Origin of the sequence: Kribbella sp. VKM Ac-2569, from assembly GCF_004216905.1 — a bacterium.
Taxonomy (GTDB): Bacteria; Actinomycetota; Actinomycetes; order Propionibacteriales; family Kribbellaceae; genus Kribbella.
On sequence record NZ_SGXJ01000002.1, the window covers coordinates 811,769 to 832,772 of the forward strand.

23 protein-coding genes are annotated in these 21,004 nt (G+C 68.9%); 7 read left to right on the top strand and 16 right to left on the bottom strand.

What is annotated here, in order from left to right; translation table 11 throughout:
* The first annotated feature begins 53 nt into the window (after window positions 1-53).
* The 3 genes from EV649_RS17005 to EV649_RS17015 are packed head-to-tail and all read left to right on the top strand — an operon-like array spanning window position 54 to window position 2,364.
* Complete coding sequence (locus EV649_RS17005) at window positions 54-449, top strand: GntR family transcriptional regulator (protein WP_198682536.1); 396 nt, start codon at window positions 54-56, stop codon at window positions 447-449.
* Window positions 446-1,324 (top strand): ABC transporter ATP-binding protein, encoded by an 879-nt coding sequence (locus EV649_RS17010; RefSeq protein WP_130384410.1) that lies wholly within the window; start codon window positions 446-448, stop codon window positions 1,322-1,324. Before EV649_RS17005 ends, EV649_RS17010 begins: the two co-directional genes overlap by 4 nt.
* The gene (locus EV649_RS17015; protein ID WP_130384411.1) at window positions 1,321-2,364 is read left to right on the top strand and encodes an ABC transporter permease subunit; all 1,044 of its coding nucleotides are present in this window, start codon (window positions 1,321-1,323) and stop codon (window positions 2,362-2,364) included. Before EV649_RS17010 ends, EV649_RS17015 begins: the two co-directional genes overlap by 4 nt.
* Here EV649_RS17015 and EV649_RS17020 read toward each other — a convergent pair.
* From EV649_RS17020 to EV649_RS17030, 3 genes are all read right to left on the bottom strand, one after another.
* Complete coding sequence (locus tag EV649_RS17020; protein WP_130384412.1) at window positions 2,330-3,580, bottom strand: APC family permease; 1,251 nt, start codon at window positions 3,578-3,580, stop codon at window positions 2,330-2,332. The two genes, EV649_RS17015 and EV649_RS17020, sit on opposite strands and share 35 nt — an antisense overlap.
* A gap of 1 nt (window position 3,581) precedes the next feature.
* The gene (locus tag EV649_RS17025) at window positions 3,582-4,106 is read right to left on the bottom strand and encodes a hypothetical protein (protein WP_130384413.1); all 525 of its coding nucleotides are present in this window, start codon (window positions 4,104-4,106) and stop codon (window positions 3,582-3,584) included.
* Window positions 4,107-4,183: 77 nt separating this feature from the next.
* The gene (locus EV649_RS17030) at window positions 4,184-4,741 is read right to left on the bottom strand and encodes a hypothetical protein (protein WP_130384414.1); all 558 of its coding nucleotides are present in this window, start codon (window positions 4,739-4,741) and stop codon (window positions 4,184-4,186) included.
* A gap of 76 nt (window positions 4,742-4,817) precedes the next feature.
* Between EV649_RS17030 and EV649_RS17035 the strand changes: the two genes are divergently transcribed.
* A complete protein-coding gene (locus tag EV649_RS17035) occupies window positions 4,818-5,072 on the top strand; it encodes a hypothetical protein (protein WP_130384415.1) in 255 nt (84 codons plus the stop codon).
* Here EV649_RS17035 and EV649_RS17040 read toward each other — a convergent pair.
* From EV649_RS17040 to EV649_RS17060, 5 genes are all read right to left on the bottom strand, one after another.
* Window positions 5,069-5,905 (bottom strand): class II fructose-bisphosphate aldolase, encoded by an 837-nt coding sequence (locus EV649_RS17040; protein WP_130384416.1) that lies wholly within the window; start codon window positions 5,903-5,905, stop codon window positions 5,069-5,071. The genes EV649_RS17035 and EV649_RS17040 overlap by 4 nt on opposite strands.
* An 11-nt stretch (window positions 5,906-5,916) precedes the next feature.
* A complete protein-coding gene (locus EV649_RS17045) occupies window positions 5,917-6,831 on the bottom strand; it encodes a hexose kinase (RefSeq protein ID WP_198682537.1) in 915 nt (304 codons plus the stop codon).
* Window positions 6,819-7,949: an N-acetylglucosamine-6-phosphate deacetylase gene (gene nagA, locus EV649_RS17050; RefSeq protein ID WP_130384417.1), complete on the bottom strand. Its 1,131-nt coding sequence runs from the start codon at window positions 7,947-7,949 to the stop codon at window positions 6,819-6,821. Before nagA ends, EV649_RS17045 begins: the two co-directional genes overlap by 13 nt.
* Window positions 7,946-8,902: an ROK family protein gene (locus EV649_RS17055; RefSeq protein WP_241998297.1), complete on the bottom strand. Its 957-nt coding sequence runs from the start codon at window positions 8,900-8,902 to the stop codon at window positions 7,946-7,948. The genes nagA and EV649_RS17055 overlap by 4 nt, the downstream gene beginning before the upstream one ends.
* Before the next feature lie 137 nt (window positions 8,903-9,039).
* Complete coding sequence (locus EV649_RS17060; protein WP_130384418.1) at window positions 9,040-9,666, bottom strand: TetR family transcriptional regulator; 627 nt, start codon at window positions 9,664-9,666, stop codon at window positions 9,040-9,042.
* A 237-nt stretch (window positions 9,667-9,903) separates the two neighbouring features.
* Here EV649_RS17060 and EV649_RS17065 point away from each other — a divergent pair, with 237 nt between their 5' ends.
* Entirely contained in the window at window positions 9,904-10,614 is a 711-nt protein-coding gene (locus EV649_RS17065; RefSeq protein WP_130384419.1) for a hypothetical protein, read from the top strand.
* Window positions 10,615-10,675: 61 nt separating this feature from the next.
* Here the strand turns inward: EV649_RS17065 and EV649_RS17070 are convergent, their stop codons facing one another.
* The 4 genes from EV649_RS17070 to EV649_RS17085 form a co-directional block, all read right to left on the bottom strand.
* A complete protein-coding gene (locus EV649_RS17070; RefSeq protein WP_130384420.1) occupies window positions 10,676-11,290 on the bottom strand; it encodes a CGNR zinc finger domain-containing protein in 615 nt (204 codons plus the stop codon).
* A 4-nt stretch (window positions 11,291-11,294) separates the two neighbouring features.
* Window positions 11,295-12,278, bottom strand: coding sequence for an SPFH domain-containing protein (locus EV649_RS17075; RefSeq protein ID WP_130384421.1), 984 nt, complete (start codon window positions 12,276-12,278; stop codon window positions 11,295-11,297).
* Window positions 12,278-12,571, bottom strand: coding sequence for a hypothetical protein (locus tag EV649_RS17080; protein ID WP_241998298.1), 294 nt, complete (start codon window positions 12,569-12,571; stop codon window positions 12,278-12,280). The genes EV649_RS17075 and EV649_RS17080 overlap by 1 nt, the downstream gene beginning before the upstream one ends.
* A 271-nt stretch (window positions 12,572-12,842) precedes the next feature.
* Complete coding sequence (locus tag EV649_RS17085; RefSeq protein ID WP_130384423.1) at window positions 12,843-13,559, bottom strand: TetR/AcrR family transcriptional regulator; 717 nt, start codon at window positions 13,557-13,559, stop codon at window positions 12,843-12,845.
* 115 nt (window positions 13,560-13,674) lie between these two features.
* Between EV649_RS17085 and EV649_RS17090 the strand changes: the two genes are divergently transcribed.
* Complete coding sequence (locus tag EV649_RS17090) at window positions 13,675-15,852, top strand: MMPL family transporter (protein ID WP_130384424.1); 2,178 nt, start codon at window positions 13,675-13,677, stop codon at window positions 15,850-15,852.
* Here the strand turns inward: EV649_RS17090 and pdxH are convergent.
* The 3 genes from pdxH to EV649_RS40815 are packed head-to-tail and all read right to left on the bottom strand — an operon-like array spanning window position 15,798 to window position 19,008.
* Complete coding sequence (pdxH, locus tag EV649_RS17095) at window positions 15,798-16,442, bottom strand: pyridoxamine 5'-phosphate oxidase (protein ID WP_241998300.1); 645 nt, start codon at window positions 16,440-16,442, stop codon at window positions 15,798-15,800. The two genes, EV649_RS17090 and pdxH, sit on opposite strands and share 55 nt — an antisense overlap.
* Window positions 16,443-16,451: 9 nt before the next feature.
* Complete coding sequence (locus EV649_RS17100; RefSeq protein ID WP_130384425.1) at window positions 16,452-18,341, bottom strand: hypothetical protein; 1,890 nt, start codon at window positions 18,339-18,341, stop codon at window positions 16,452-16,454.
* A gap of 31 nt (window positions 18,342-18,372) precedes the next feature.
* Window positions 18,373-19,008 (bottom strand): hypothetical protein, encoded by a 636-nt coding sequence (locus EV649_RS40815; RefSeq protein ID WP_157996255.1) that lies wholly within the window; start codon window positions 19,006-19,008, stop codon window positions 18,373-18,375.
* 158 nt (window positions 19,009-19,166) lie between these two features.
* Here EV649_RS40815 and EV649_RS17110 point away from each other — a divergent pair, with 158 nt between their 5' ends.
* Complete coding sequence (locus tag EV649_RS17110) at window positions 19,167-20,279, top strand: citrate synthase 2 (RefSeq protein WP_130384427.1); 1,113 nt, start codon at window positions 19,167-19,169, stop codon at window positions 20,277-20,279.
* On the opposite strand, the gene EV649_RS17115 is transcribed toward EV649_RS17110, so the two are convergent.
* Window positions 20,216-21,004, bottom strand: a complete 789-nt coding sequence (locus EV649_RS17115; RefSeq protein ID WP_130384428.1) for an AraC family transcriptional regulator — start codon at window positions 21,002-21,004, stop codon at window positions 20,216-20,218. The genes EV649_RS17110 and EV649_RS17115 overlap by 64 nt on opposite strands.

Here is a 21,004-nt window from a genome sequence, read left to right on the forward strand (position 1 = left end):
CCGCTTGTCCCATACACCTATAGTGCTAGTTACATAGATGAATGGGGTTATCGATGATCGAGTTCCATCTGGACGGCCGGTCGGGGGTCTCGCCGTACCAGCAGATCGTTCAGCAGGTCCGGAACGCGTTGCGTCTCGGACTGCTGCGGGAGGGGGACCAGCTGCCGACCGTGAAGGACGTGGTGTCGGCGCTGGCGATCAACCCGAACACCGTGCTCAAGGCGTACCGCGAACTCGAGCACGAAGGCCTGGTCCAGGCCCGGCCCGGGCGCGGCACGTTCGTCACCCGCACCCTCACCGACAACACGCTCGCCGCCCACGGCCCGCTCCGCCAGGACCTCCGCCGCTGGCTGGCCAAGGCCCGCAAAGCAGGGCTCGACGACGAGAGCATCGAGGCGTTGTTCCTCACCACCTTTCGGTCCGCCTCTCAGGAGGAGCACATAGCATGACGAGCGTTCTGGAAGCCCATGGGCTGGGGAAGAAGTATGGGCGGCGCTGGGCGCTGACCGATTGTGAATTGGAAGTTCCGGCTGGGCACGTGGTTGGGCTCGTGGGGCCCAACGGGGCCGGTAAAAGCACGTTGCTGAATCTGGCGGTCGGGATGATTACGCCGTCCGCGGGATCCGTCGAGGTGCTCGGAGGGCCGCCGGGGGCACAGCAGGCCAAGGTCGGGTACGTCGCACAGGACACGCCGACGTACGCACGGTTGAGCGTTGCGGACCATCTGCGGCTCGGGGCGCGGCTCAACCCGGCTTGGGACGATTCCCTTGCACAACAACGGATTCAGCGGTTGAGGTTTGATCCGAAGCAACGAGCGGGCAGGCTGTCCGGTGGTCAGCGCGCGCAGCTCGCGCTCACGCTCGGGCTGGCCAAGCGCCCCGACCTGCTGATCCTCGACGAGCCGGTGGCGGCGCTCGATCCGCTCGCCCGGCGCGAGTTCCTCCAGGACCTGATGGAGGCGGTCGCCGAGCAGGAGCTGAGCGTCGTACTGTCCTCGCACCTCGTCTCCGACGTGGAGCGGGCCTGCGACTTCCTGATCGTGCTGGTCGAGTCACGGGTGCAGGTCAGCGGCGAGATCGACACGTTGCTGGCGACGCACTTCCGGCTGACCGGTCCGCGTCGGGACCAGAAGGACCTTCCGGGCGATCAGCATGTCGTCACGGCGAGCCATACCGACCGGCAGTCGACGTACCTGATCCGGACCGACAAGCCGATCCTGGATCCGGCCTGGACGGTCTCCCAACTCACGCTCGAGGACCTGGTGCTGGCCTACATGGGCCGCGACGTCCAGCCCGAGCGACCGGTCCTGGAGGTGCAGCGATGATCTGGCTGACCTGGCGACAGTTCCGCGTCCAGTTCCTGGTGGTCGCGTCGGTGATCCTGGCGGCCGCGATCATCCTGGTGGTGACCGGCCCGGGCCTGCTCGACAGCTACCACCGGCTGACCGACAGTTTCCTGCAGAGCCTCGGCTACGAGCGACTCAACCCGTTGCTGTACATCGTCGGCCAGGTCCTGCTGTACGCCGTTCCGCCGGTGATCGGGGCGTTCTGGGGCGCACCCCTGATCTCTCGCGAACTCGAGACCGGGACCCACCGACTGGTGTGGAGCCAAAGCGTCTCCCGCCAGCGCTGGCTCGCCACCAAGCTCGGCCTCACCGGGCTGGCAGCCATCGCGATCACCGGCGTACTGAGCCTCGCGGTGACCTGGTGGTCCGACCCGATCGACGACGCCGTGAATGCCGGGCAGGAGTCGAACACCTACCTGCCCCGGATGTTCCCGGCCGTCTTCAGCGCCCGCGGTCTGGTCCCGATCGGGTACGCCGCGTTCGCGTTCGCGCTCGGTGTCGCGGTCGGACTCGTCATCCGTCGCACCCTGGTCGCACTCGCGGTCACGCTCGCCGCAGTCATCCTGATCCAGGTCCTCACGCCGACGTTGATCCGGCCGAATCTGATGGCACCGACGGAGTCCTACCTCACCGTGAGCCTGGACAACCTCCGTGGCTTCATGCTGAGCGGAGACACCAAACCTCCACAGGTGAAGGCGATCGAGGTCGCCAGCGGTTCCGTCGCGGCGTGGAAGCTGTCCGACCAGACCGTGGACGAGAACGGCAACAAGGTGAGCACGCTGCCGAGCTGGATGATCGACTGCGAGCCCGGACCTCCGAACTCAACCCTGCGCGAGGTGCCGGCGAAGGTCACCGCGTGCTTCCAGCGGCTGGCCGACGAAGGCTACCGGCAGCACATCAAGTACTTCGCGGCCGACAAGTTCTGGGCGTTGCAGTGGCGCGAGTTCGGGTTCTTCCTGGCCTTGGCGTTGCTGCTGAGCGGGTTCAGCTTCTGGCGGATCCGGCGCGACCTGTCGTAAAGCGCCGTACCAGCAGGGCTGCGGCCAGGACGGCCGCGGCGACGACCGCCGACGTCCACGGGAGGGTGACCGCGAGGACGACGCACCCGGTCAGGCCGATCACGTTGACGGCGCGCGGCCAGCGACGCTGATCGGCCGGCTGGGTGAAGGCGGACGCGTTCGCGATCGCGTAGTACAGCAGGACTCCGAAGGACGAGAAGCCGATCACGCCGCGCAGATCGGTGGTGAGCACCAGGATCCCGACCACCGCGGCGAGCGCGAGCTCGGCGTGGTGCGGGACCTGGTAGCGGGGATGTACGGCGGCCAGCCAGGTGGGCAGGTCGCGATTGCGGGCCATGGCGAGCGTGGTGCGGCCGATGCCGGCGATCAGGGCGAGCAGGGCGCCGAGGCTGGCGAGTGCGGCACCGATCCGGACGACCGGGACCGCCCAGACCGCACCGACCCCGTCGACCGCGGCCGCGAGGGGCGCCGTGGTCGACGCGGGGTCGCCGGTCCGCAGCAGTGCCAGTGCGACGGCGAGGTAGATGCCGATGGCAATGACCAGCGCGACGAGGATCGCTCGCGGAATGGTCTTCGCCGGCTCCCGAACCTCCTCCCCCATGGTGGCGATCCGCGCGTAGCCGGCGAACGCGAAGAACAACAGGCCCGCCGACTGCAGAACGCCGTACGCCGAGGTGCTGGTCGTCTCGTGATGCTGCGGAGTACCCGTGAACAGGACGACGAGCACGAGGGCCAGTACGACGAGGGTGCAGGTCACGAGGATCCTGGTGAGCCGTGCCGTCCTCGTCACGCCCCGGTAGTTGACGGCCGCCAGCGCGAGGACCGCGGCGAGGGCGATCAAGCGTCGCAACCACCCGATGTCGGTGACGTAGGTTCCGAAGGTGAGCGCCATCGCGGCACACGATGCGGTCTTGCCGATCACGAAGCACCAGCCCGCGGCGAACCCCCACCACTCCCCCAGCCGCTCACGCCCGTAGACGTATGTGCCACCCGACACCGGGTAGATGGCCGCCAGTTGGGCCGACGACACCGCGTTGCAGTAGGCAACGATCGCGGCGAGGACGAGGCCGAGCAGCAGACCGGATCCGGCGGCCTGCGCAGCCGGCGCCCAGACCGCGAAGACCCCGGCCCCGACCATCGACCCGAGCCCGATCACCACCGCGTCGCCGACCCCCAGGCGCCGCGCCAGCCCCGGCCCGGCCTGCGGTGCCGTCATCTCAGTGGTCCGCCGCCATCGCCGCCGCGATCTTGGCTTCGGCATCGGCAACGTCCTCCTTGGGGGCTTCGGGCAGCAGGTCCGCCCACAGCGGCAGCATCTCCCGGCGCGCCTCGAGCATGCCGAGCGGACGCGGGAAGAACCAGACGTGGAAGTGGGCCGAACCGTCGCCCCAACGATAGACGTGCACCCGCGCGATGTCGCCGAGCGCGAGGATCGCCCGCTCGATGCGCGCGACGACCGGGCCGTAGCTCTGCGCGACCTTGTCCGGCAGGTCGGAGAACGAGTCGTGGTGACCGCGGCTGGCCAGCCACACCACGCCCGGGATGGTGACGCCGGTGGCGCGGCACAGCGCCCAGTCGTCGTCGTACCAGAGCGGCGGTTCGTGCTCCGAGTTCTGGAAGTCGGCGAGCCAGTCGCACAGGCCGCAGTGCGGGCCGCCGGGCTCGCCGACGCGGGGCGGTTCGGGGATCACCCGGGGCTGCGGCTCGAGGCGGACCAGCGGTTCGGCGTACGGAAGTGTCATGGCGGTCTCCAGTGCTCAGGAGGTGATGATGACACCTAGTGAAACATGCTCGTTGCAGGAAATGCAACAGCCATGTTTCATGCTTCGATGACGCCGCGGAGGACCAGGTCGAGGGTCAGCCGCCGGGCCCGGGACCGCGACCAGTGGTGCCGGCCGCGCATGTGCACGTAGGTGAAGGCGGCCGAGACCATCAGCACCTCGGCGACGTCGCTGACCCGGCCGTGCGGATGCAGCGTCCCGTCCGTCTCACCCTCGCGGAGGAACCGCTCGAACGGGTCCAGGAACGAGACCGGCCCGTTGCGCGCCTGCTCCTGATGGAAGACCAGATCGGACGACAGCATCAGCGGCAGATGCCGGTCGATCACGTCGAAAAGCGCCTCCAGCGTCCGGATGAGGCCCTCACGACCGGAGCCCGTGCCCGCGAGCACCGGCCACAGCGTGTCCCGGTAGTCCTCGGCCAGCGCGTCGAGGAGCGAATCCAGCAGCATCTCGACGGTGAATCCCTGCCGCCAGAGCGTGACCCGCGACCGCCCGACCTTCTCCGCGACCCGCTCCAGGGTCACGCCGGACCAGCCGTGCTCGCCCAGTACGGCGATGGTCGCCGTCCGGAGCGTCTCGTCCACCGCCACCGTCATCCGCGGGCCCCTCACTCTTGTGCAACGAGGTTGTTGCACTGCACCATGACTGTATCAACCACCGAGGGAGGACGGCGTGGAGACCAGGACCGAGATCCAGGTGCGGTTCACCGACCAGGAGCGGGACGGACTGACCGCGCTCGCGGCCGGTCTGCGGGGAGTGGCCGAGTCCGACCTCACCGAGGAGGACGCGCTGGTCGCGGCGCTGGAGCTCGCCCTCACCCGTCTCATCGACGACTTCGAGGTCCCCGACCCGGCCGCCCGCGAACAGGTCCAACGCGCCCGCGACAACCTCCGAGCCAACTGGATCCGCGGCAGCGCGACCCTCTAGACCGCGTTCAGGACGGCGAGCAGGCGGGCGACCTCGGCGGCGACTGCATCCCGGGCCGGGCCGAGGTACTTGCGGGTGTCGACCAGTTTCGGGTTGTCGGCGAGGACCTGGCGGACCTTGTCGGTGAAGACGTTGTTGAGGTGGGTCGCGATGTTGACCTTGGTCATGCCGGCCTCGACCGCACGGGTGAGGTCGGGGTCCGCGACGCCGGACGAGCCATGCAGGACCAGCGGTACGGCGACGGCCTCGTGCAGGCGGGTGATGAGGTCGAAGTCGAGCGTCGCCGTACGCTCAGTCATCGCATGCGAGGAACCAACCGCGACGGCGAGTGCGTCCACACCGGTCGCTTCGGCGAACGCGACGGCCTCGTCCGGACGGGTGCGGGCGCCGGGCGCGTGGACCCCGTCCTTCCCGCCGACCTCGCCGATCTCCGCCTCGACGAAGACACCGTGATCGTGGCAGAAGGCCGTCACCTCGGTGGTCGCCGCGACGTTGTCGGCGTACTCGAGCTTGGACGCGTCGTACATCACCGACGTGAACCCAAGGGTGACGGCCTCGGTGACCAGGTCCCGGTCCATCGCGTGGTCCAGGTGTACGACGACCGGCACCGTGGCGGCGGCCGCCGCGGCCAGTGTCGCGACGCCGATCGGCTTGAGCGCGCCGTGGTACTTCACCGCGTTCTCGCTGATCTGGAGGATCACCGGCGCACCGACCTGCTCGGCACCCGCGATCAGCGCGACCGCGTGCTCCAACTGGATCACGTTGAACGCGCCGACCCCACGACCGGCCTTGGCCGCAGCCAACACAACCTCGGCACCGGATACCAACGGCATGGGAACTCCTTCTAATTAACGGTGACTTGAGGCTGCCAGCGCCGATACGCGGCGAGATCGATGTCTCCAGCAACAGGTGTCAGCACAGCGGCAGCAGAAGCCGCGACAGCGGACTTGAGTACGACGGACCAGTCCGGCTCCGGCGACTCCGCGATCGCCGCGGCAACGACCGCCGTACACGCGTCGCCCGCACCGGTCGGATTGCCGCGTACCGTCTCGACCGGCAACGCCCGCCAGACGCCCTTCTTGCTAGCAGCAACCATTCCGCGGGGCCCGTCGGTGATCACGGCCGCGGTCGCACCGAGCGCGACCAGCTCCGACGCGCCCTCCTCGACCTCCACATCGCCAACAGCAGCACGCAGTTCGGCAGCGTTGGCGCGCACCACCGCGCCAGCCCGCGCAGCAGCGTTCAGAGCATCGCCACCCGCATCGATCACCGTCAGTACGTCGTGGTGCCGGGCGCGGACCGCGATCTCGGCGTACGCGTCGGCCGGCAATCCCGGCGGCAGGCTGCCCGAGCAGGCGAGCACTCCGAGCCGTCCCCACGGCATCCGGTCGCCGAACGCGCGCCACTCGTCCGCGGTCACCGTCGGGCCGGCCTCGTTGAAGATCGTGGCGTCCCCGTCCACATCGTTGACGATGGCAACGGTACGGCGGGTCTCGCCGACGATCGGGGTGAGCAACGCGGTCAGCCCGGCGTCGAACAGCTCCTCGGCGACCAGCTCACCGGTGACCCCACCGACGAATCCGAGCACCAGCACCTGATGCCCGAGCGTCGCCGCCACCCGCGCGACGTTCACGCCCTTGCCGCCCGCGCGCCGCCGGATCCGGTCGACGCGATGGCTCCCGCCGACCCGCAGTTCGTCGACCTCGTACGTGACGTCCAGTGCCAGGTTGAGCGTGACGGTGCCGATCAGTCCAGCCACGAACCCGCCCGCATGACCTTCTGGACGGCGTACTCGTCGTCGAGCAGCACCAGGTCCGCCCGCTTCCCGGTCTCGATCGAGCCCACGTCGTACCAGCCGAACGCCTGCGCCGGCGTCGTCGACGCCATCCGGGACGCGTCCACCAGCGAGGTCCCGGCCTGTACCGCGTTCCGGAACGCGACGTCCATGGTGAGCGTGCTGCCGGCGATCGAATGAGTGCCGTGGGCGAGCGTCACCAGGCCGTCCTTGACGTCGACCTCGAGGCCGCCGATCTTGTACCGGCCTTCCGGCATCCCGGTGGCCTCCATCGCGTCGGTGATCAGCGCGATCCGGTTCACCCCGGCCGCCGCGAGCGCGACCCGGACCACCTGCGGGTCCAGGTGCATGCCGTCGTTGATCACCTCGAGCAGCAGCCGCTCGTCGTTCAGCGCAGCGCCGACCGGGCCCGGGTCGCGGTGGTGGAACGGCCGCATCCCGTTGAACAGGTGCGTCGCCACGGTCGCGCCGGCGTCGGCTCCCGCGACCATCTGCTCGTACGTCGCGTCCGTGTGCCCGAGCGCCGCGATCGCGCCCGCGTCGACGACCTGGCGAATCGCATCCAGCCCGTTCTCCAGCTCCGGCGCGATCGTGACCATCTTGACCGCGTCGCTCAGCACCTTCGCGACATCGTCCTTGAGCGGCGGCCGCAGCAGCGACGGCTCGTGCGCGCCGCACCGCGCCTCGGACAGGAACGGTCCTTCGAGGTGCACGCCCGCGACAACACCGTCAGCGATCAGCTCCGCCAGGCACGCCGTCTGCTCGACGAGGTCGTCGAGCGGCGCCGTCACCAGGCTGGCCAGTGTGGTCGTCGTACCGTGCTTGGCATGGAAGGCCGCGACCTTCCGCGCCTCCTCCGGATCGGTGGTCGAGTACGTCGACCCGCCGCCGCCGTGCGTGTGGATGTCGACGAACCCCGGGACGACGGTCACGTCGCCGAGGTCCTCGGGCCGCTTGCCGTCCGCCGGCATCCCCTCGGAGCGCCGCCCGAACGCGCGGATGTCCTCGCCCTCCACCTGGATCCAGGCGTTCTCCAGCACGTCGTCCGGCGTCACCACGCGACCCACGCGGTACGTCGTCATACCGTCTCCTCCTCGTCGGCGCCTGCGCGGTCCCAGGCCATCTGGGCGGCGCCGAGCATGCCGGCTTCCTCGCCCAGGACGGCAGCCACGATCTCCGGTTCGCGCTGGAACGTCAGTCGCGCATGTACACCTTCGCGCAGCGGCTGCAGCAGTGTCTCGCCGGCGCCCACCAGACCGCCGCCGATCGCGATCCGGGTCGGGGCGACCAGGGTCGTGTAGAGCACCAGCGCGTCGACCAGGGCGGCCAGAGCGTCGTGCCAGACGTGCTCAGCGTCCGGGTCCCCGGCCGCGAGCAGTTCCATCACCTCGCGGGCGCCGTCGACGGTCCGTCCGGTGCGGGCGGCGTACCGCCTCGCGAGCGCGGCCGCGGACGCGACCGTCTCGAGGCAGCCCCACTGACCGCAAGCGCAGAGTTCGGCGGCGTCGCCGTGGATGAACTTGGAGTGGCCGAGCTCACCGGCGTACCCGTCGCCGCTGACCAGGGAGCCGTCGACGATCATCGCGGCCGCGATCCCGGTGCCGAGCGGGAGGAACATCGAGTTCGTGGTGCCGGCCAGCGCGCCGTGCCGCAGTTCGGCGTACCCACCGGCGCGGACGTCGTGCGCGAGCACGATCGGCTCCCCGTCGCCCGCCGCGGCCTTCAGCTCGGCGAGGACCGGCGTACCGACCCATTCGAGGTTCTCGGCGCCGACCGTGCCGTGTTCGGCGTCGATGACACCGGGGACGACGACACCGATGGCGCGCACGCGATGACCCTCCGCGGTCGCCTTCTGGCTGAGCTCGACGACGGTCTCCAGCAGGGCGTCGAGCACGGCACGGCCACCGTCTCGTGCGTCGGCCCGGGGCGTCGGCCTGGTCTCACGGTGCAGCACGGCACCGTCGGCGGCGACCAGGCCGCACTTCATCCGGGTTCCACCGAGGTCGACGGCAACCACGACTTCACAGGGGTCCACGGAGCGCCATTATGCAGCGTTACCTGGCAGTCCGAACATCCATGAGCAGAATCCGGACAAACTCACACGGACCAGTGCGCAATCTGGTCCTAGAACTGACTGGGAACCGTGGGCAGGGAATCCACGGTTTCCAGGTGTCAGGAACGCAGGCCGTGGTCGAACGCGGCCACCAGGAAGGTGACCAGGTTCTCGGCCAGCTTGCCCGGGTCCTCTGGGCCGGCGGCACCCGGCGTCGGGGACAGTGCCTGCGACTGATGAAGCGCGAGCAGACCGAGCATGTTCATGTACCCGAACGCGACCGCGTCCGGTGACGCCTGCGGCAGCGCCTGCTGCAGCGCCGCCAGGTACCTGCTCTCGATCGGCTCCGACTCGACCGCGTACAGCTCACGGATCCGCCGGCTCGGATCGAACGCGATCCGGCCGATGAACCGTGCGATCAGGGCACCACGCTCACCACGGCGCAGCACCAGTTCCAGTCCTGGCTCGACGAAGGCCCGGATCAGGGCCTCCGGTGTCGGCGGAGCGCCCGCCTCCAACTGGTCCAGCCGGCGCCGCCGTTCGGTATTGACCGGCGCCATCGCCCGCGCCACCGCAGCGCGCAGCAGGGCTTCTTTCGAGCCGAAGTGATAGTTGACCGCCGCGATGTTCGCCGCCGCCGCGACCGTGATGGCGCGTAGCGACGTTCCCTCGTAACCCCCTTCACCGAATCGTTGCTCGGCGACGTTGAGCAACCTCTCCCGGGTCGTTTCGACCGGTGTCTCCACAGAGTTCTCCTTCCCCCCAGCTACCGCTCGCGCAGGCACCCCACCTGCTCACGCGCAGTAGCCTGCAGTCAGCATAGTTCAAACGGTCGTTTGAACTGGAGGGCTCAGCTCACTTGTTCCGAGAATTCCTCAGATTTCTCTGAAACCCATTTCTTCCCAGCACCCTCGTCCTTCACACCTCCACCACAGCCCGTACACAAACGAGTGATTCCCGTTAGTGCATTAGGGTCCTGGGCCATGAGTTTTGTGCGGGTCGAGCGGCGATTCCAGGGGCCGGAGCGGTCGGGGAACGGCGGGTACGTCGCCGGTCTGGTCGGGACCGCACTGGCAGCCGGCCTCGGGCCGGAGTCGGTGCCGAAGGTGACGCTGCGGATGCCGCCGCCGCTGGAGAAGGACCTCGAACTGGGCGCCGGCCGGTTGACGGACGGTGACGCCTTGGTGGCAGAAGCGGTGCCGGTCGACAGTGAGTTCCTCACTGACGCGACGATCGATCCGGTGCTGCCCGAAGAGGCTCGCGCGGCCGAGGCGTCGTACCGCGGTCTGCAGGACCACCCGTTCCCGACCTGCTTCGTCTGCGGGCCGGCGAACCAGAACGGTCTCCGCCTGAAGCCCGGCCCGATCGGCGACGGCCGTACGGCGTGCACCTGGACGCCCACCGCGGACCTCGCGACCGACGGCCTGGTCGACGAGGTGTTCCTGTGGGCGGCGCTCGACTGCCCCGGCGGCTGGACGATCGACCTCGAAGGACGCCCGTCGGTGCTCGGCCAGCTGACCGCGTGCATCGATGCGCGCCCGGAGGCCGGCGAGGAATGCGTCGCGCTCGGCCGCTACCTCGGCGAGGACGGCCGCAAGACGTTCACCGCCAGCACCCTGTACGACGCCGACGGCCGCGTCCTCGCCCGCGCCAAGCACACCTGGATCACGGTCGACCCAGCCGCCTTCAACTAGTTTGGTCCTGCAGGCAGGCAGAACCCGCCCAAATGGCCGCGAAACCCGGCCCCGCGGCGGGTTATGTCTGCGTAGCGGTCCGCGCGGCGTGGGCGCGGACTTTGGCGCGGTTGCCGCAGGTTGCCATCGAGCACCAGCGGCGGCGGCCGCGGGCATCGAGGAACAGCCAGCCGCACGACGGGCAGGTCCGCACGTGCTCGCGAGACGAGCCGGTCAGTAGCTCGCCCGCGAGCAACGCGAGATTGTGCAGCGGGAGCTCCAGATCCTCCGGCAACTCCCAGACCGTCCCGCCCTCCGAGCGCACGAGTTGCCGCCGCCCGGAAGCCTTCTCGATCAGCCGGGCCGCCGCCTCGAAGGCGTCATCGGTCGCCTGCCCGGTGAGTACGTCGTACAGCTCGATCCGGAAATCGAGCGTGGTCTGCAGTCGCCGTCCCACTTCGGTCGGACTGCTCCCGGCTCGCTCGATCAGCCGGAACACGGTCGCCGGCGGCAGCAGGCCGACGTACGAGTTCCAGATCAGGAAAGCCTCGTACGACGTCAGCCACTCGGTCCGGGCGGCGCCACGGGTGGTCCACTCGGACCGGGTGTTGACGAAGTCGAGCACCGGGTGCGCGCCGACCGGCTTGGGCAGGACGACGCCCTGCACAAGCTCGAGGTGGGACGGCAGCGCGCTCATCGGACTACCTGGCCGGCGTCGTGGGCTGGGTCGTCGGCTGCTGGTTGGTCGTGGACGGCACCGGGATGCTGACGTTGCCGTTCTGCGGGATGACCATGAACTGGATCTTGCCCGATTCGATCGCGGTCTTCAGCAGGTAGCCCTGCGCCCCGAGCATCGCGACCTGCTGCTTGACCGACTGCAGCTCGACGTTCACCTGCTGGTTCTTCTGCTCCTGCGTGGCCTTCGCGAGCTCGGCGCGCTGCTTGGCCTCCAGGCCGTCGATGATGCCCTTGTCCAGCGGCATCGGCTTCTGGACCGTGAAGGACAGCTCACCGCAGTCGTTGCTGCCGTTGTAGCCCGGGCCGCAGAAGTAGTCGCCGCCGACCGCGGCCGGCAGCAGCCGGGTGAACTCCTTGGCCGCCGCGGACTGGAACGCCGACTTCATCTTCTCGTTGTTGTAGAGCTCCGCCCAGCCGTAGTTGGTCGCAACCGCGGACAGGGCCCGGTCGATCTGCGGGCGGAAGTAGCTCTGCAGCATGTCGTTCCAGCCGCTTTCCTCGTACGCCTCGGTCTTCAGACCGATCCGCTCGTGGAACGACTTCAGCACGTCCTTGCTGCGGTTCAGCGTGAAGTACACCTGGACGCGGACGCCCAGCCGGACGTTGTCCTTGCTGACCACGGTGACCTCGTCGGCCGCATCCGTGTCGGCGCCGTCGCCGCCGATGATGTACGAGCGCTGGTCGATCGGGTACGTGTACAACGTGTCGCCCGGGCCGATCAGCTTGTTCGTCGAGCCGGGCGGGACCACCGACTTGAACTTCTTGTCCTCGATCACGCCGCCGCCGTAGTGCAGGCCGATCCGGTTGGCGTCGGTGTTGGCGAAGTTGAAGATGTTGAACAAGATGATGATCACGAGCACGATCAGGACCAGCACCCCGATCACCTTCGCCTTGCCGCCGCCCCCCTTGGGCTTGATCGCCGACGCGGCGTTCCCCAGCTTTACCATCAGTCGCCTAGCTCCTTGTGTTCTTCCACCAGTCGCCGGACGTCGGCGAGGGTCAGGTCGGCGGTGACCGCGACGTCCCGCGGCACCGACGGATGCGAGCTGAGCGTACGCAGACCCTGCTCCGCAGCCGCGACTGCCCGCTCCAGTGCCCTGACCTCCTGCAGCAGCGCCCGATGTTCGGCGTTCAGCGTGGCCAGTGCCTGCTCCGCGTTCACGGCCCGCCGGTACGAGGACCACGCGAACCAAGCGGCGCCGATCAGCAACACGATCGCCGGCAGTCCGAGTCTGATCATGCCGTCGATTGTGGTTCATCCCAGGGCGAAATTGTGTTGAAGGGTCAAGCGGGTGGCAGTAAGTTCGCAGTACACGCGAAGGGAGGTGGTCCAACGCATGAATTGCTATCGGACTCGTGAGGTGGCGGCGGGCTAACCGCCAACCACAGTTAAGTGGGCAAGTGGTCGGCCGAAACCAACGCCAGCCACCGGGCCTGCGGGCAGTCAGGTAGTCCGCCTGACCCTGAGTTCGGCCACCCGGTCGTGTCTCTGGAAGCGCCCGCAGGCTTCTTTATTCCGGGGCCGGGCAGTCGAGGCCGAGCGCCCCGCCGATCTCGAAGAGCTGCGCCTCGAAGTACGCCGCGGCATCCGGCAGCACCCAGTGGAGCTGGCCGAAGACCTCCATGCAGATCAGGCCGTAGAGCCGGGTCCAGTAATTCAGCGACAGGTAGATCGCGCCGGGCGGCATCCCGTGGAAGTGCTCCGACTCGGCCGTGAGCTGCTCGACCAGCACGGTCCCGAGCTCGTCGTCGGCCGGGTGCGGGAACGGCTTCTGGTGCCAGATCTGCGCCACCAGCTCCTTGAACAGCGCCCCGAACCGCATCGCCGCCTGATGCCCCGGAGTCTCCTCGTGCCCGTCGCCGTCCGGTTCCGGTACGGCGGTCCCGAAGAGCAGACCGAACTCGGCCGGATGGGCCAGCGCCCAGTCCCGCAGCCCGTTCGCGAGCAGGTAGAGCCGAGCGCCGAGATCAACGTCCTCCTCGACGCACTGCAGGTCCATCAACGCGGCGGTCAGCTCGTCGTACAGGTCCGCGATCAGGGCGCTGATCAGCGCCTCGTGACTCGGGAAGTACCGGTACAGCGCGGGCGGGGTGAGGCCGAGCTCGCGCGCCACCGCGCGCAGGCCGACAGCCGCGACCCCGCCGCCGACCAGCAGCCGGCGGGCGGCCGCCTTGATCTCCGCCAGCGTCGCGGCCCGCCGTCGATCCCGGCTCCCACCGAACTCCACCCGAAAACACTCCTTGACATCGACATGGGGCAGACGCCTACAGTGAACACTGTTAACTGTTAACGGTGTTCACTCAACGCCCTGTCGTTCAATCTACGCCCTGGGAGACAGTTTCGTGTTCGAGACGCTCGGCCGTTTCGCCTACCGCCGGCGCCGTCTGGTGCTCGCCCTGACCGGTGTCTTCGTCGCCCTCGGCGTCGTCTGGGGCACCGGTGTGTTCGGCTCGCTGGCGAACGGCGGCTTCGACGCGCCGGACACCGAGGCCGCGAACGCGGTCAAGACCATCGAGCAGAATGTCGGCCGCACCGGCACCGACGTGATCGTGCTCTACCGCAACCCGTCCGGGACCGTGGCCGATCCGGCGTTCCGGCAATCCGTCGAGAGCGACCTGGCCGAGTTGCCGACCGCCGACGTGACCGCGGTGTCGACGTACTGGAGCACCAAGTCGCCGGTGTTCGTGTCGAAGGACCAGCACAGCACGTACGCCGTCCTCACGCTGGCCGGCGCCGATCAGGAGGCCCGGCTCGAGACGTTCCACAAGATCGCTGATCAGGTGCGATCGGGGCCGGCAGGGCTGGAAACCAAGGTCGGCGGCGAGGTCGCGGTCTTCGACGAGGTGAACACCCAGACCGAGCACGACATCGTGAAGGCCGAGACGATCTCGACGCCGATCGTCCTCGTGCTGCTGGTGGTCGTGTTCGGCGGACTGGTCGCCGCGTCGCTCCCGCTGTTCGTCGGTGCGCTCGCCATCCTGGGCTCGTTCGTTCTGCTGCGCGGTTTGTCGGCGATCACCGATGTGTCGATCTTCTCGATCAACATCGTCACGATGATCGGCCTCGGGCTGGCCATCGACTACGCGCTGTTCATCGTCACCCGATTCCGCGAAGAACTTGCTCGTGGCAATGATGTCGAGACGGCGCTGACCGCGACGATGGCGACGGCCGGGCGGACGGTGGCGTTCTCCGGCGTGACGGTCGGCGTGGCGATCAGCAGTCTGGTCCTCTTCCCGGTGATGTTCCTGAAGTCGATGGCGTACGGCGGGGCCGCTGCAGTGGCGATCGCGATGATCGCGGCGCTGACCGCGTTGCCGGCGTTGCTCGCGGTCCTCGGGCATCGGGTGAACAACCTGCGGATCTTCAAGGCCCGCAAGGCTTCCAGCGATCACGGCGCCTGGTACCGCCTGGCGCACAGTGTGATGCGACGCCCGGTGCGGTACGTCGTCGTGCTCGTCCCGGTGCTGCTCGTGCTCGGGATTCCCTTCCTGGGCGCGCAACTCGGCGGGGTCGATCACCGGTCGTTGCCGTCCGGTGCCACCTCGCGGACGGTGACCGAGACGCTGCAGCGCGACTTCCCGGGAGCGGGCGGGTCGGACATCTACGCGGCGGTGCGGTTCGACTCCGCTCCGGGCGACCCGGCTGCGGCGTTGGCGCCGTACATCGCTGGGTTGAAGCAGGTGCGGGACGTGGAGAACGTGCGGCTCGGTGGGTACGAGCACGGTGTCGCGTCGGTTGTCGTGCACACTCGCTTCACCGGGCAGGAGTTGCCGGCGCGGGACGTCGTCCACGGAGTGCGCGCGGTGCCGGCGCCGTCGGGGACCGACGTACAGGTCGGTGGTGAGACGGCGGCGGTGATCGACCTGCTCGACGTGCTGAAGGAGCGGGCGCCGTACATGGCCGGATTCATCGTGGTGGTGACGTTCCTGCTGCTGTTCGTTGCCTTCGGCTCGTTCGTGCTGCCGGCGAAGGCGCTGCTGATGAACGTGTTGTCGCTGTCGGCGGCGTTCGGCGCGATGGTGTGGATCTTCCAGGACGGGCATCTGTCCGGGTTCCTCGACTTCACACCGGCCGGGTTCCTCGACGCGACCAACCCGGTGCTGCTGTTCGCCGTCCTGTTCGGGCTGTCGATGGACTACGAGGTGTTCCTGCTCAGCCGGATCCGGGAGGAGTACGACAAGACCGGCGACAACACCCAGGCGGTCGCGCTCGGGCTGCAGCGGACCGGCGGCATCATCACCAGCGCGGCGCTGCTGCTGATCATCGTGGTCGCGGCGTTCTCGACGTCGGGCATCGTGTTCGTGAAGATGATCGGCGTCGGGCTGGTGATCGCGATCGCGCTGGACGCGACGATCGTGCGGGCGTTGCTGGTGCCGGCGACGATGCGGCTCCTGGGACGGGCGAACTGGTGGGCTCCGGCGCCGCTGGTGCGCTGGTGGAAGTCGCACGGCTTCCGGGAAGAGCCTCAAGGCTGGAGCCGCGACAGCTCCCAGTCGCCGCCGGAGCTGGTCCGGCGGTAGGCCAGGCGGTCGTGCAAACGGCCGGTGCGGCCCTGCCAGAACTCGAACGCCTCCGGGGCCACCAGGTAGCCGCCCCAGAAGTACGGCGTGGAGATCTCGGTGCCCTCCGGCCACTGCCGCTCGTACGACTCGTACTGCAGGTCGAGCTCCTCACGGGACTGCACCGGCTGGCTCTGCTGGGACGCCCACGCACCGAGCTGTGACTCGCGCGGGCGACTGGCGAAGTACTCGTCGACCTCGTCGCCGGGCAGCTTCGTGACGGTGCCTTCGATGCGGACCTGCCGCTCCATCGCGTGCCACGGGAACACCAGGGCGCAGTGCGGATTCGCAGCGAGGTCGTCTGCCTTGCGGGACTGCTGGTTGGTGTAGAAGACGAACCCGCGCTCGTCCACACGCTTCAGCAGCACGGTCCGCGCTGACGGGCGCCCGTCCTGGTCGGCGGTCGCGAGCACCATGGCGTTGGGCTCGGCCAGGCCGACTTGCCTGGCCTGTTCCAGCCAGGTCTGGAACTGCACGACCGGGTCAGCAGCCACCTGGCTCTCCAGCAACTCACCGAGTCCGTACGTACGCCGCATCTCCGCAAGGTCCACGCTTCGAGCCTACTTACGTCCGAACCTGCTCCGTCGATAGGCCCGCCACAACTTGGTACGCCCGATCGCGCGGACCACAGGACTGCGACGCGGCTTGGCGGTTGGTGGCTTAGAGACTGGTTGCTGTTGAGGTTTGGGAGCCGGGGCGCTCGGTAGGTGGCGGTTGACCTCGTCGAGGTGCTGATCGAAGGTGGCTCGCCAAAGCGCCTGACGGAGCGTCGCTTCACCTGTGGCCGAGCTGGCGCCGGCTACGGAGGCGGCCCACAGGGTGTCGAGGGACTCGAACCCTTCGACGTTATGGAGGAGCTGCTCGATCAGGTCGCGGTCGGCGGCGTCAGCGAGACAGCGGACCTTCGCCGGGCTCCTGCGCGTGCTGACCGTCGGGCTGGGTTTGAAGAACGGTACGTCGGCCCACGCGGGCACCAGGCGCCGGATCAGCTCGCGGTGTAGTGCGTTGTCGACGCGTTGCGCGGGGTCGAGCGCGAAGGCCGACCGGACGAACGAGGGGATCAGGAGGGGCGAGACGACGCCGGTGCGCTCCCCCGTCGTACCCCAGCGGCGGAGGCGTTCGACGACGTAGAAGTAGTCGAGCATCGTCGCGTTCTCGATACCGCCGTGGACCGCGGTCCGCAGTACACGCTCGACCTGCTCGGCGACGGCGGCGCGGGCCTCGTCCGCGGGGCCTGCAGCCGGGACCAGACGGGCCTGGAGGTGCTTGCTGAAGGCATTCAGCTTGCTTGGCAACGGCAGTGCGTCGAGTTGCAGCACATCGCGTGGGTAGAAGTGGCCGTGCGCCACCTCGCCGCCGGCGCCACCGATCGCAAGGTGCGCGACGCCCGCGAGCGTTGCGGGCGGCGTGTGGAAGAGGTAGCTGGCCGGGCGCAAACCTTCGGCGTACCTGTGCCAGCGTAGCGCTCGGTTGACCATCTCCAGCGGCTGTGGCTTGACGATCGGTTTGGCAGCGACCGGCTTACCTGGGGTGTTCCGACTCACCACGTGTTCGACTGGCTGCTCTAAGAGCCGCACGAGCGACTCCGCGACCTCCAGCTCACCAGGGATCGCGTCGTAGCTGTTGAGCTTCAGATCGACACCTGCGGCCAGGAAAGCACCTGCAACCACACGTGAGTCGCGGCCGCCACTCAGGTCGACAGTCGGCTGTCCCGGCCACAGGCGGCCCACCGAACGCGCCACATCCTGCAGTGCGGCAGCCGTCTCCTCAGCTGTGTCCGGATTGTCCGTAGACCACACACTGGTGGTCTCGATCCGGCTGACGGTCCGCTGCTGACGGTAGCCATCGGCAACGATATGTGTCGCACCGGGCACAGTCAGCACACCGTCGTACGGCGTGCTGTCGTCCATGAACCATCCGCAGGCCGCGGCGAACCTCCAGCCACGCGGCGCTGCCACAGCGCGAACGCCCGCGAAGAGCAGGGCGGCAGCGGGCCGATTGGTCCAAACCCACCCGTCCGGCAGCCGCAGCTGGAACAGCCGTCCGACACCGATCGAGTCGGTGAACAGGTCCAGGCGTTCCTCGCTCGGGTCCAGGACCACCATCGTGAACGGTGGCGCCAGCTTGAGGAAGCTTGCCGGAGTACGCCGTACCGCCTTGGCCAGTTGGGCTGGGGCGTCGTACGGCTGGATGTCGCCGATCACCCGTTGGTAGCCGAGTGGAGCGTGCACGCTGGCCACGCGGACGTCACCGGTGTCGTGCCAGGACGGCCAGAGACACGTGCCGTCGTGGCGATCCCACATGTGCAGTCCGACCGTGAGGCCGTCGTACCCCTGGTGTTTGGCCTCGTGCTTCCAGAGATCGCCGTAGTACGCCTCCACACGGGCGCGACCGGCGGCGGCCCGCGCGGCGCTGTTGTGCGCGAAGGTGTAGGCGATCAGCGTCTCCATGCAGAGCCTGATGCAGGCTCCGCCGGGAAAGTTATTGCTGCTGGCCCGGGTACTGCGGTGGCTGGCCGGGGCGCGGCTGGTCCTGCGGCTGGCTGTGTGGCTGGCTGTGTGGCTGGCTGTGCGGCTGCGGCTGCTGGTACGGCTGCTGGCCCGGGTAGCCACCCCACTGCTGGGTCTGCTGCGGGTAGGTGGACTGGTAGCCACCGCTGTTCTGCGCCAGCCCAGGTGGCGTCGGAGTCCTGGCCAGCTTGGACTCCTGCGTCCAGCGCCGGATACCGACCAGCAACAGCGGTATGCCCAGCAAGACGACGGACCCGTCGTACAGCAGCAAGGACGAGCCGAGACGCGATCCGGGGAACTCGAAGAGCTTCATCATGTCGATCGTCTGCCGCAGCGGCAGCAGCATCGCGGCCAGACCGACCACGGTGAGCAGCAAACCGGCCCCGGTCGTCACGCCCGCACCGATGGCCGGCGCCATCATGAGCAGGCCGAGCACGACCGCGATCACGACCAGCAGCGCGAGCCAGGGCAGCGAATCGCCGAGGTCGTCGCGGAACATTTGCAGGCGCCGCATCAACCGGGGCGTCGCGTAGGACGAGGTACCCACGGCGACGTAGGTGGCGATGACGCCGATCACGAGCCCGAGGGCGGGGAGGGGCTTTGTCATGAACCGAGACTAGACCTCTGTGCGGTCCACCCCCGGAACCTCCGAACCCGTCACAAAGCTGTCCGCGCGTCGGCGCGGAGAACTATGCTGCCTGAGCGCCCAGGGTGCGCGGGCTCTCCTGGTGGGCCTGCGTCCTGACACGAGGACGAGGGAGTCGCATGTCTGATCCGAGGACCGAGGTGCAGCACGGGCTGGAGGGCGTGGTCGCGTTCGACACGCAGATCGCCGAGCCGGACAAGGAAGGTTCGGCGCTCCGGTACCGCGGCGTGGACATCGAGGACCTGGTCGGCCGAGTGCCGTTCGAGAACGTCTGGGGCCTGCTCGTCGACGGCGCGTTCACGCCGGGTCTGCCGCCTGCGGAGCCGTTCCCGCTGCCCGTGCACACCGGCGACGTGCGGGTCGACGTACAGTCCGCGCTGGCGATGCTCGCACCCGCCTGGGGTCTGCGGCCGCTGTACGACATCGACGACGTGCAGGCCCGTGAGGATCTGTCCCGGGCGGCCGTGATGGCGCTGTCGTACGTCGCGCAGGCGGCGCGCGGGATCGGGCAGCCGATGGTGCCGCAACGCGAGGTGGACAAGGCGACCACGATCACCGAGCGGTTCATGATCCGCTGGCGCGGCGAGCCGGACCCGAAGCACGTGCGGGCGGTCGACGCGTACTGGACGTCCGCGGCCGAGCACGGCATGAACGCGTCGACGTTCACCGCGCGGGTGATCGCATCGACCGGGGCGGATGTCGCCGCCGCGCTGTCCGGTGCGGTCGGTGCGATGTCCGGGCCACTGCACGGCGGCGCGCCGGCGCGGGTGCTGACGATGCTCGAGGGCGTCGAGCGCAGCGGTGACGCACGCTCGTACGTGAAGGGCCTGCTGGACGCCGGCGAGCGGCTGATGGGCTTCGGGCACCGCGTGTACCGGGCCGAGGACCCGCGCGCTCGGGTGCTTCGTCGTACGGCGCGTGAACTGGCCGCCCCGCGGTACGAGGTCGCCGAGGCGCTGGAGCAGGCCGCGCTGGCGGAGCTGCGCGAGAGGCGTCCGGACCGGGTGCTGGAGACGAACGTGGAGTTCTGGGCGGCGATCGTCCTGGACTTCGCAGAGGTGCCGCCGCCGATGTTCACGTCGATGTTCACCTGCGCGCGGACCGCCGGCTGGAGCGCCCACGTCCTGGAGCAGAAACGCACCGGCCGCCTGATCCGCCCGTCGGCGATCTACTCCGGCCCGGCGTCACGCCCCGCCGACGCGGTCGAGGGCTGGAACCCCAACTGGGCTTGACGATCCTGGCTTGGGGTGCGGCCGGTGCGTTGTTTGTACTGGCGGCTGAAGTACGGGACATCGGTGTAGCCGAGGGCGGCGGCCGTTTCGGTGACGGTCATGCCGCTCTCGGTCAGCAGTTGGTGCGCGCGGTCGATCCGCGCCTGGATCAGGTACTGCGCGGGTGACATCCCGAACTGCGCGACGAAGCGGCGGGTGAACTGGGCCCTGCTGAGCGACGCGCCGCGTGCCATCTCCGCGACGGTCCAGTCGCGGCCCGGGTCCTGCCGGAGCTGCCTGGCGAGGTCGTCGACCGCGGTGTCGGTGACGCTGCGGCCCGGGTGGTGGACGGCGTCCCAGATCAGCGCGACCAGTTGCTCGAGGCACAGTTCGGCCTGATGCCGGCCGAGGGCGTCACCGCGGCGGTACGACGCGTCGCTGGTCCGCGCGAGGACGCCGAGCAGCTCGCGGTCGAGCACCTCGCCCCAGCGCGGATCGGGCGCGGCGGTCGTCGTGGTTTCGAAGTGCATGCCGAAGACCAGGAGCCTGCGGTGCGGATCGTGGGTGGCCCGTGGGGCGTCGCCGGGTTGGAAGACCGCGCAGACGCCCGGGCGCAGTTCCTGGCGGTTCCCGTCAAGTTCGAGGGCGCCCCGACCGTCGACGACGCACCAGAGCAGGTGGTCCTGCAGTGGGCGCGACGTCCAGGACCAGCTGGGTTCGCAGCGCCAGAAGGTCGGGGCGGACAT

Bases quoted from the DNA above. Each gene is read 5' to 3' on its own strand.
- EV649_RS17080 (WP_241998298.1), bottom strand. From the start codon at position 12,571: ATGATCAGACTCGGACTGCCGGCGATCGTGTTGCTGATCGGCGCCGCT.
- EV649_RS17015 (WP_130384411.1), top strand. From the start codon at position 1,321: ATGATCTGGCTGACCTGGCGACAGTTCCGCGTCCAGTTCCTGGTGGTC.
- EV649_RS17110 (WP_130384427.1), top strand. From the start codon at position 19,167: ATGTCTGATCCGAGGACCGAGGTGCAGCACGGGCTGGAGGGCGTGGTC.
- EV649_RS17025 (WP_130384413.1), bottom strand. From the start codon at position 4,106: ATGACACTTCCGTACGCCGAACCGCTGGTCCGCCTCGAGCCGCAGCCC.
- EV649_RS17065 (WP_130384419.1), top strand. From the start codon at position 9,904: ATGAGTTTTGTGCGGGTCGAGCGGCGATTCCAGGGGCCGGAGCGGTCG.
- EV649_RS40815 (WP_157996255.1), bottom strand. From the start codon at position 19,008: ATGACAAAGCCCCTCCCCGCCCTCGGGCTCGTGATCGGCGTCATCGCC.
- EV649_RS17005 (WP_198682536.1), top strand. From the start codon at position 54: ATGATCGAGTTCCATCTGGACGGCCGGTCGGGGGTCTCGCCGTACCAG.
- EV649_RS17075 (WP_130384421.1), bottom strand. From the start codon at position 12,278: ATGGTAAAGCTGGGGAACGCCGCGTCGGCGATCAAGCCCAAGGGGGGC.
- EV649_RS17010 (WP_130384410.1), top strand. From the start codon at position 446: ATGACGAGCGTTCTGGAAGCCCATGGGCTGGGGAAGAAGTATGGGCGG.
- EV649_RS17040 (WP_130384416.1), bottom strand. From the start codon at position 5,905: ATGCCGTTGGTATCCGGTGCCGAGGTTGTGTTGGCTGCGGCCAAGGCC.
- EV649_RS17030 (WP_130384414.1), bottom strand. From the start codon at position 4,741: ATGACGGTGGCGGTGGACGAGACGCTCCGGACGGCGACCATCGCCGTA.
- EV649_RS17070 (WP_130384420.1), bottom strand. From the start codon at position 11,290: ATGAGCGCGCTGCCGTCCCACCTCGAGCTTGTGCAGGGCGTCGTCCTG.
- EV649_RS17020 (WP_130384412.1), bottom strand. From the start codon at position 3,580: ATGACGGCACCGCAGGCCGGGCCGGGGCTGGCGCGGCGCCTGGGGGTC.
- EV649_RS17100 (WP_130384425.1), bottom strand. From the start codon at position 18,341: ATGGAGACGCTGATCGCCTACACCTTCGCGCACAACAGCGCCGCGCGG.
- nagA (WP_130384417.1), bottom strand. From the start codon at position 7,949: ATGACGACGTACCGCGTGGGTCGCGTGGTGACGCCGGACGACGTGCTG.
- EV649_RS17115 (WP_130384428.1), bottom strand. From the start codon at position 21,004: ATGTCCGCCCCGACCTTCTGGCGCTGCGAACCCAGCTGGTCCTGGACG.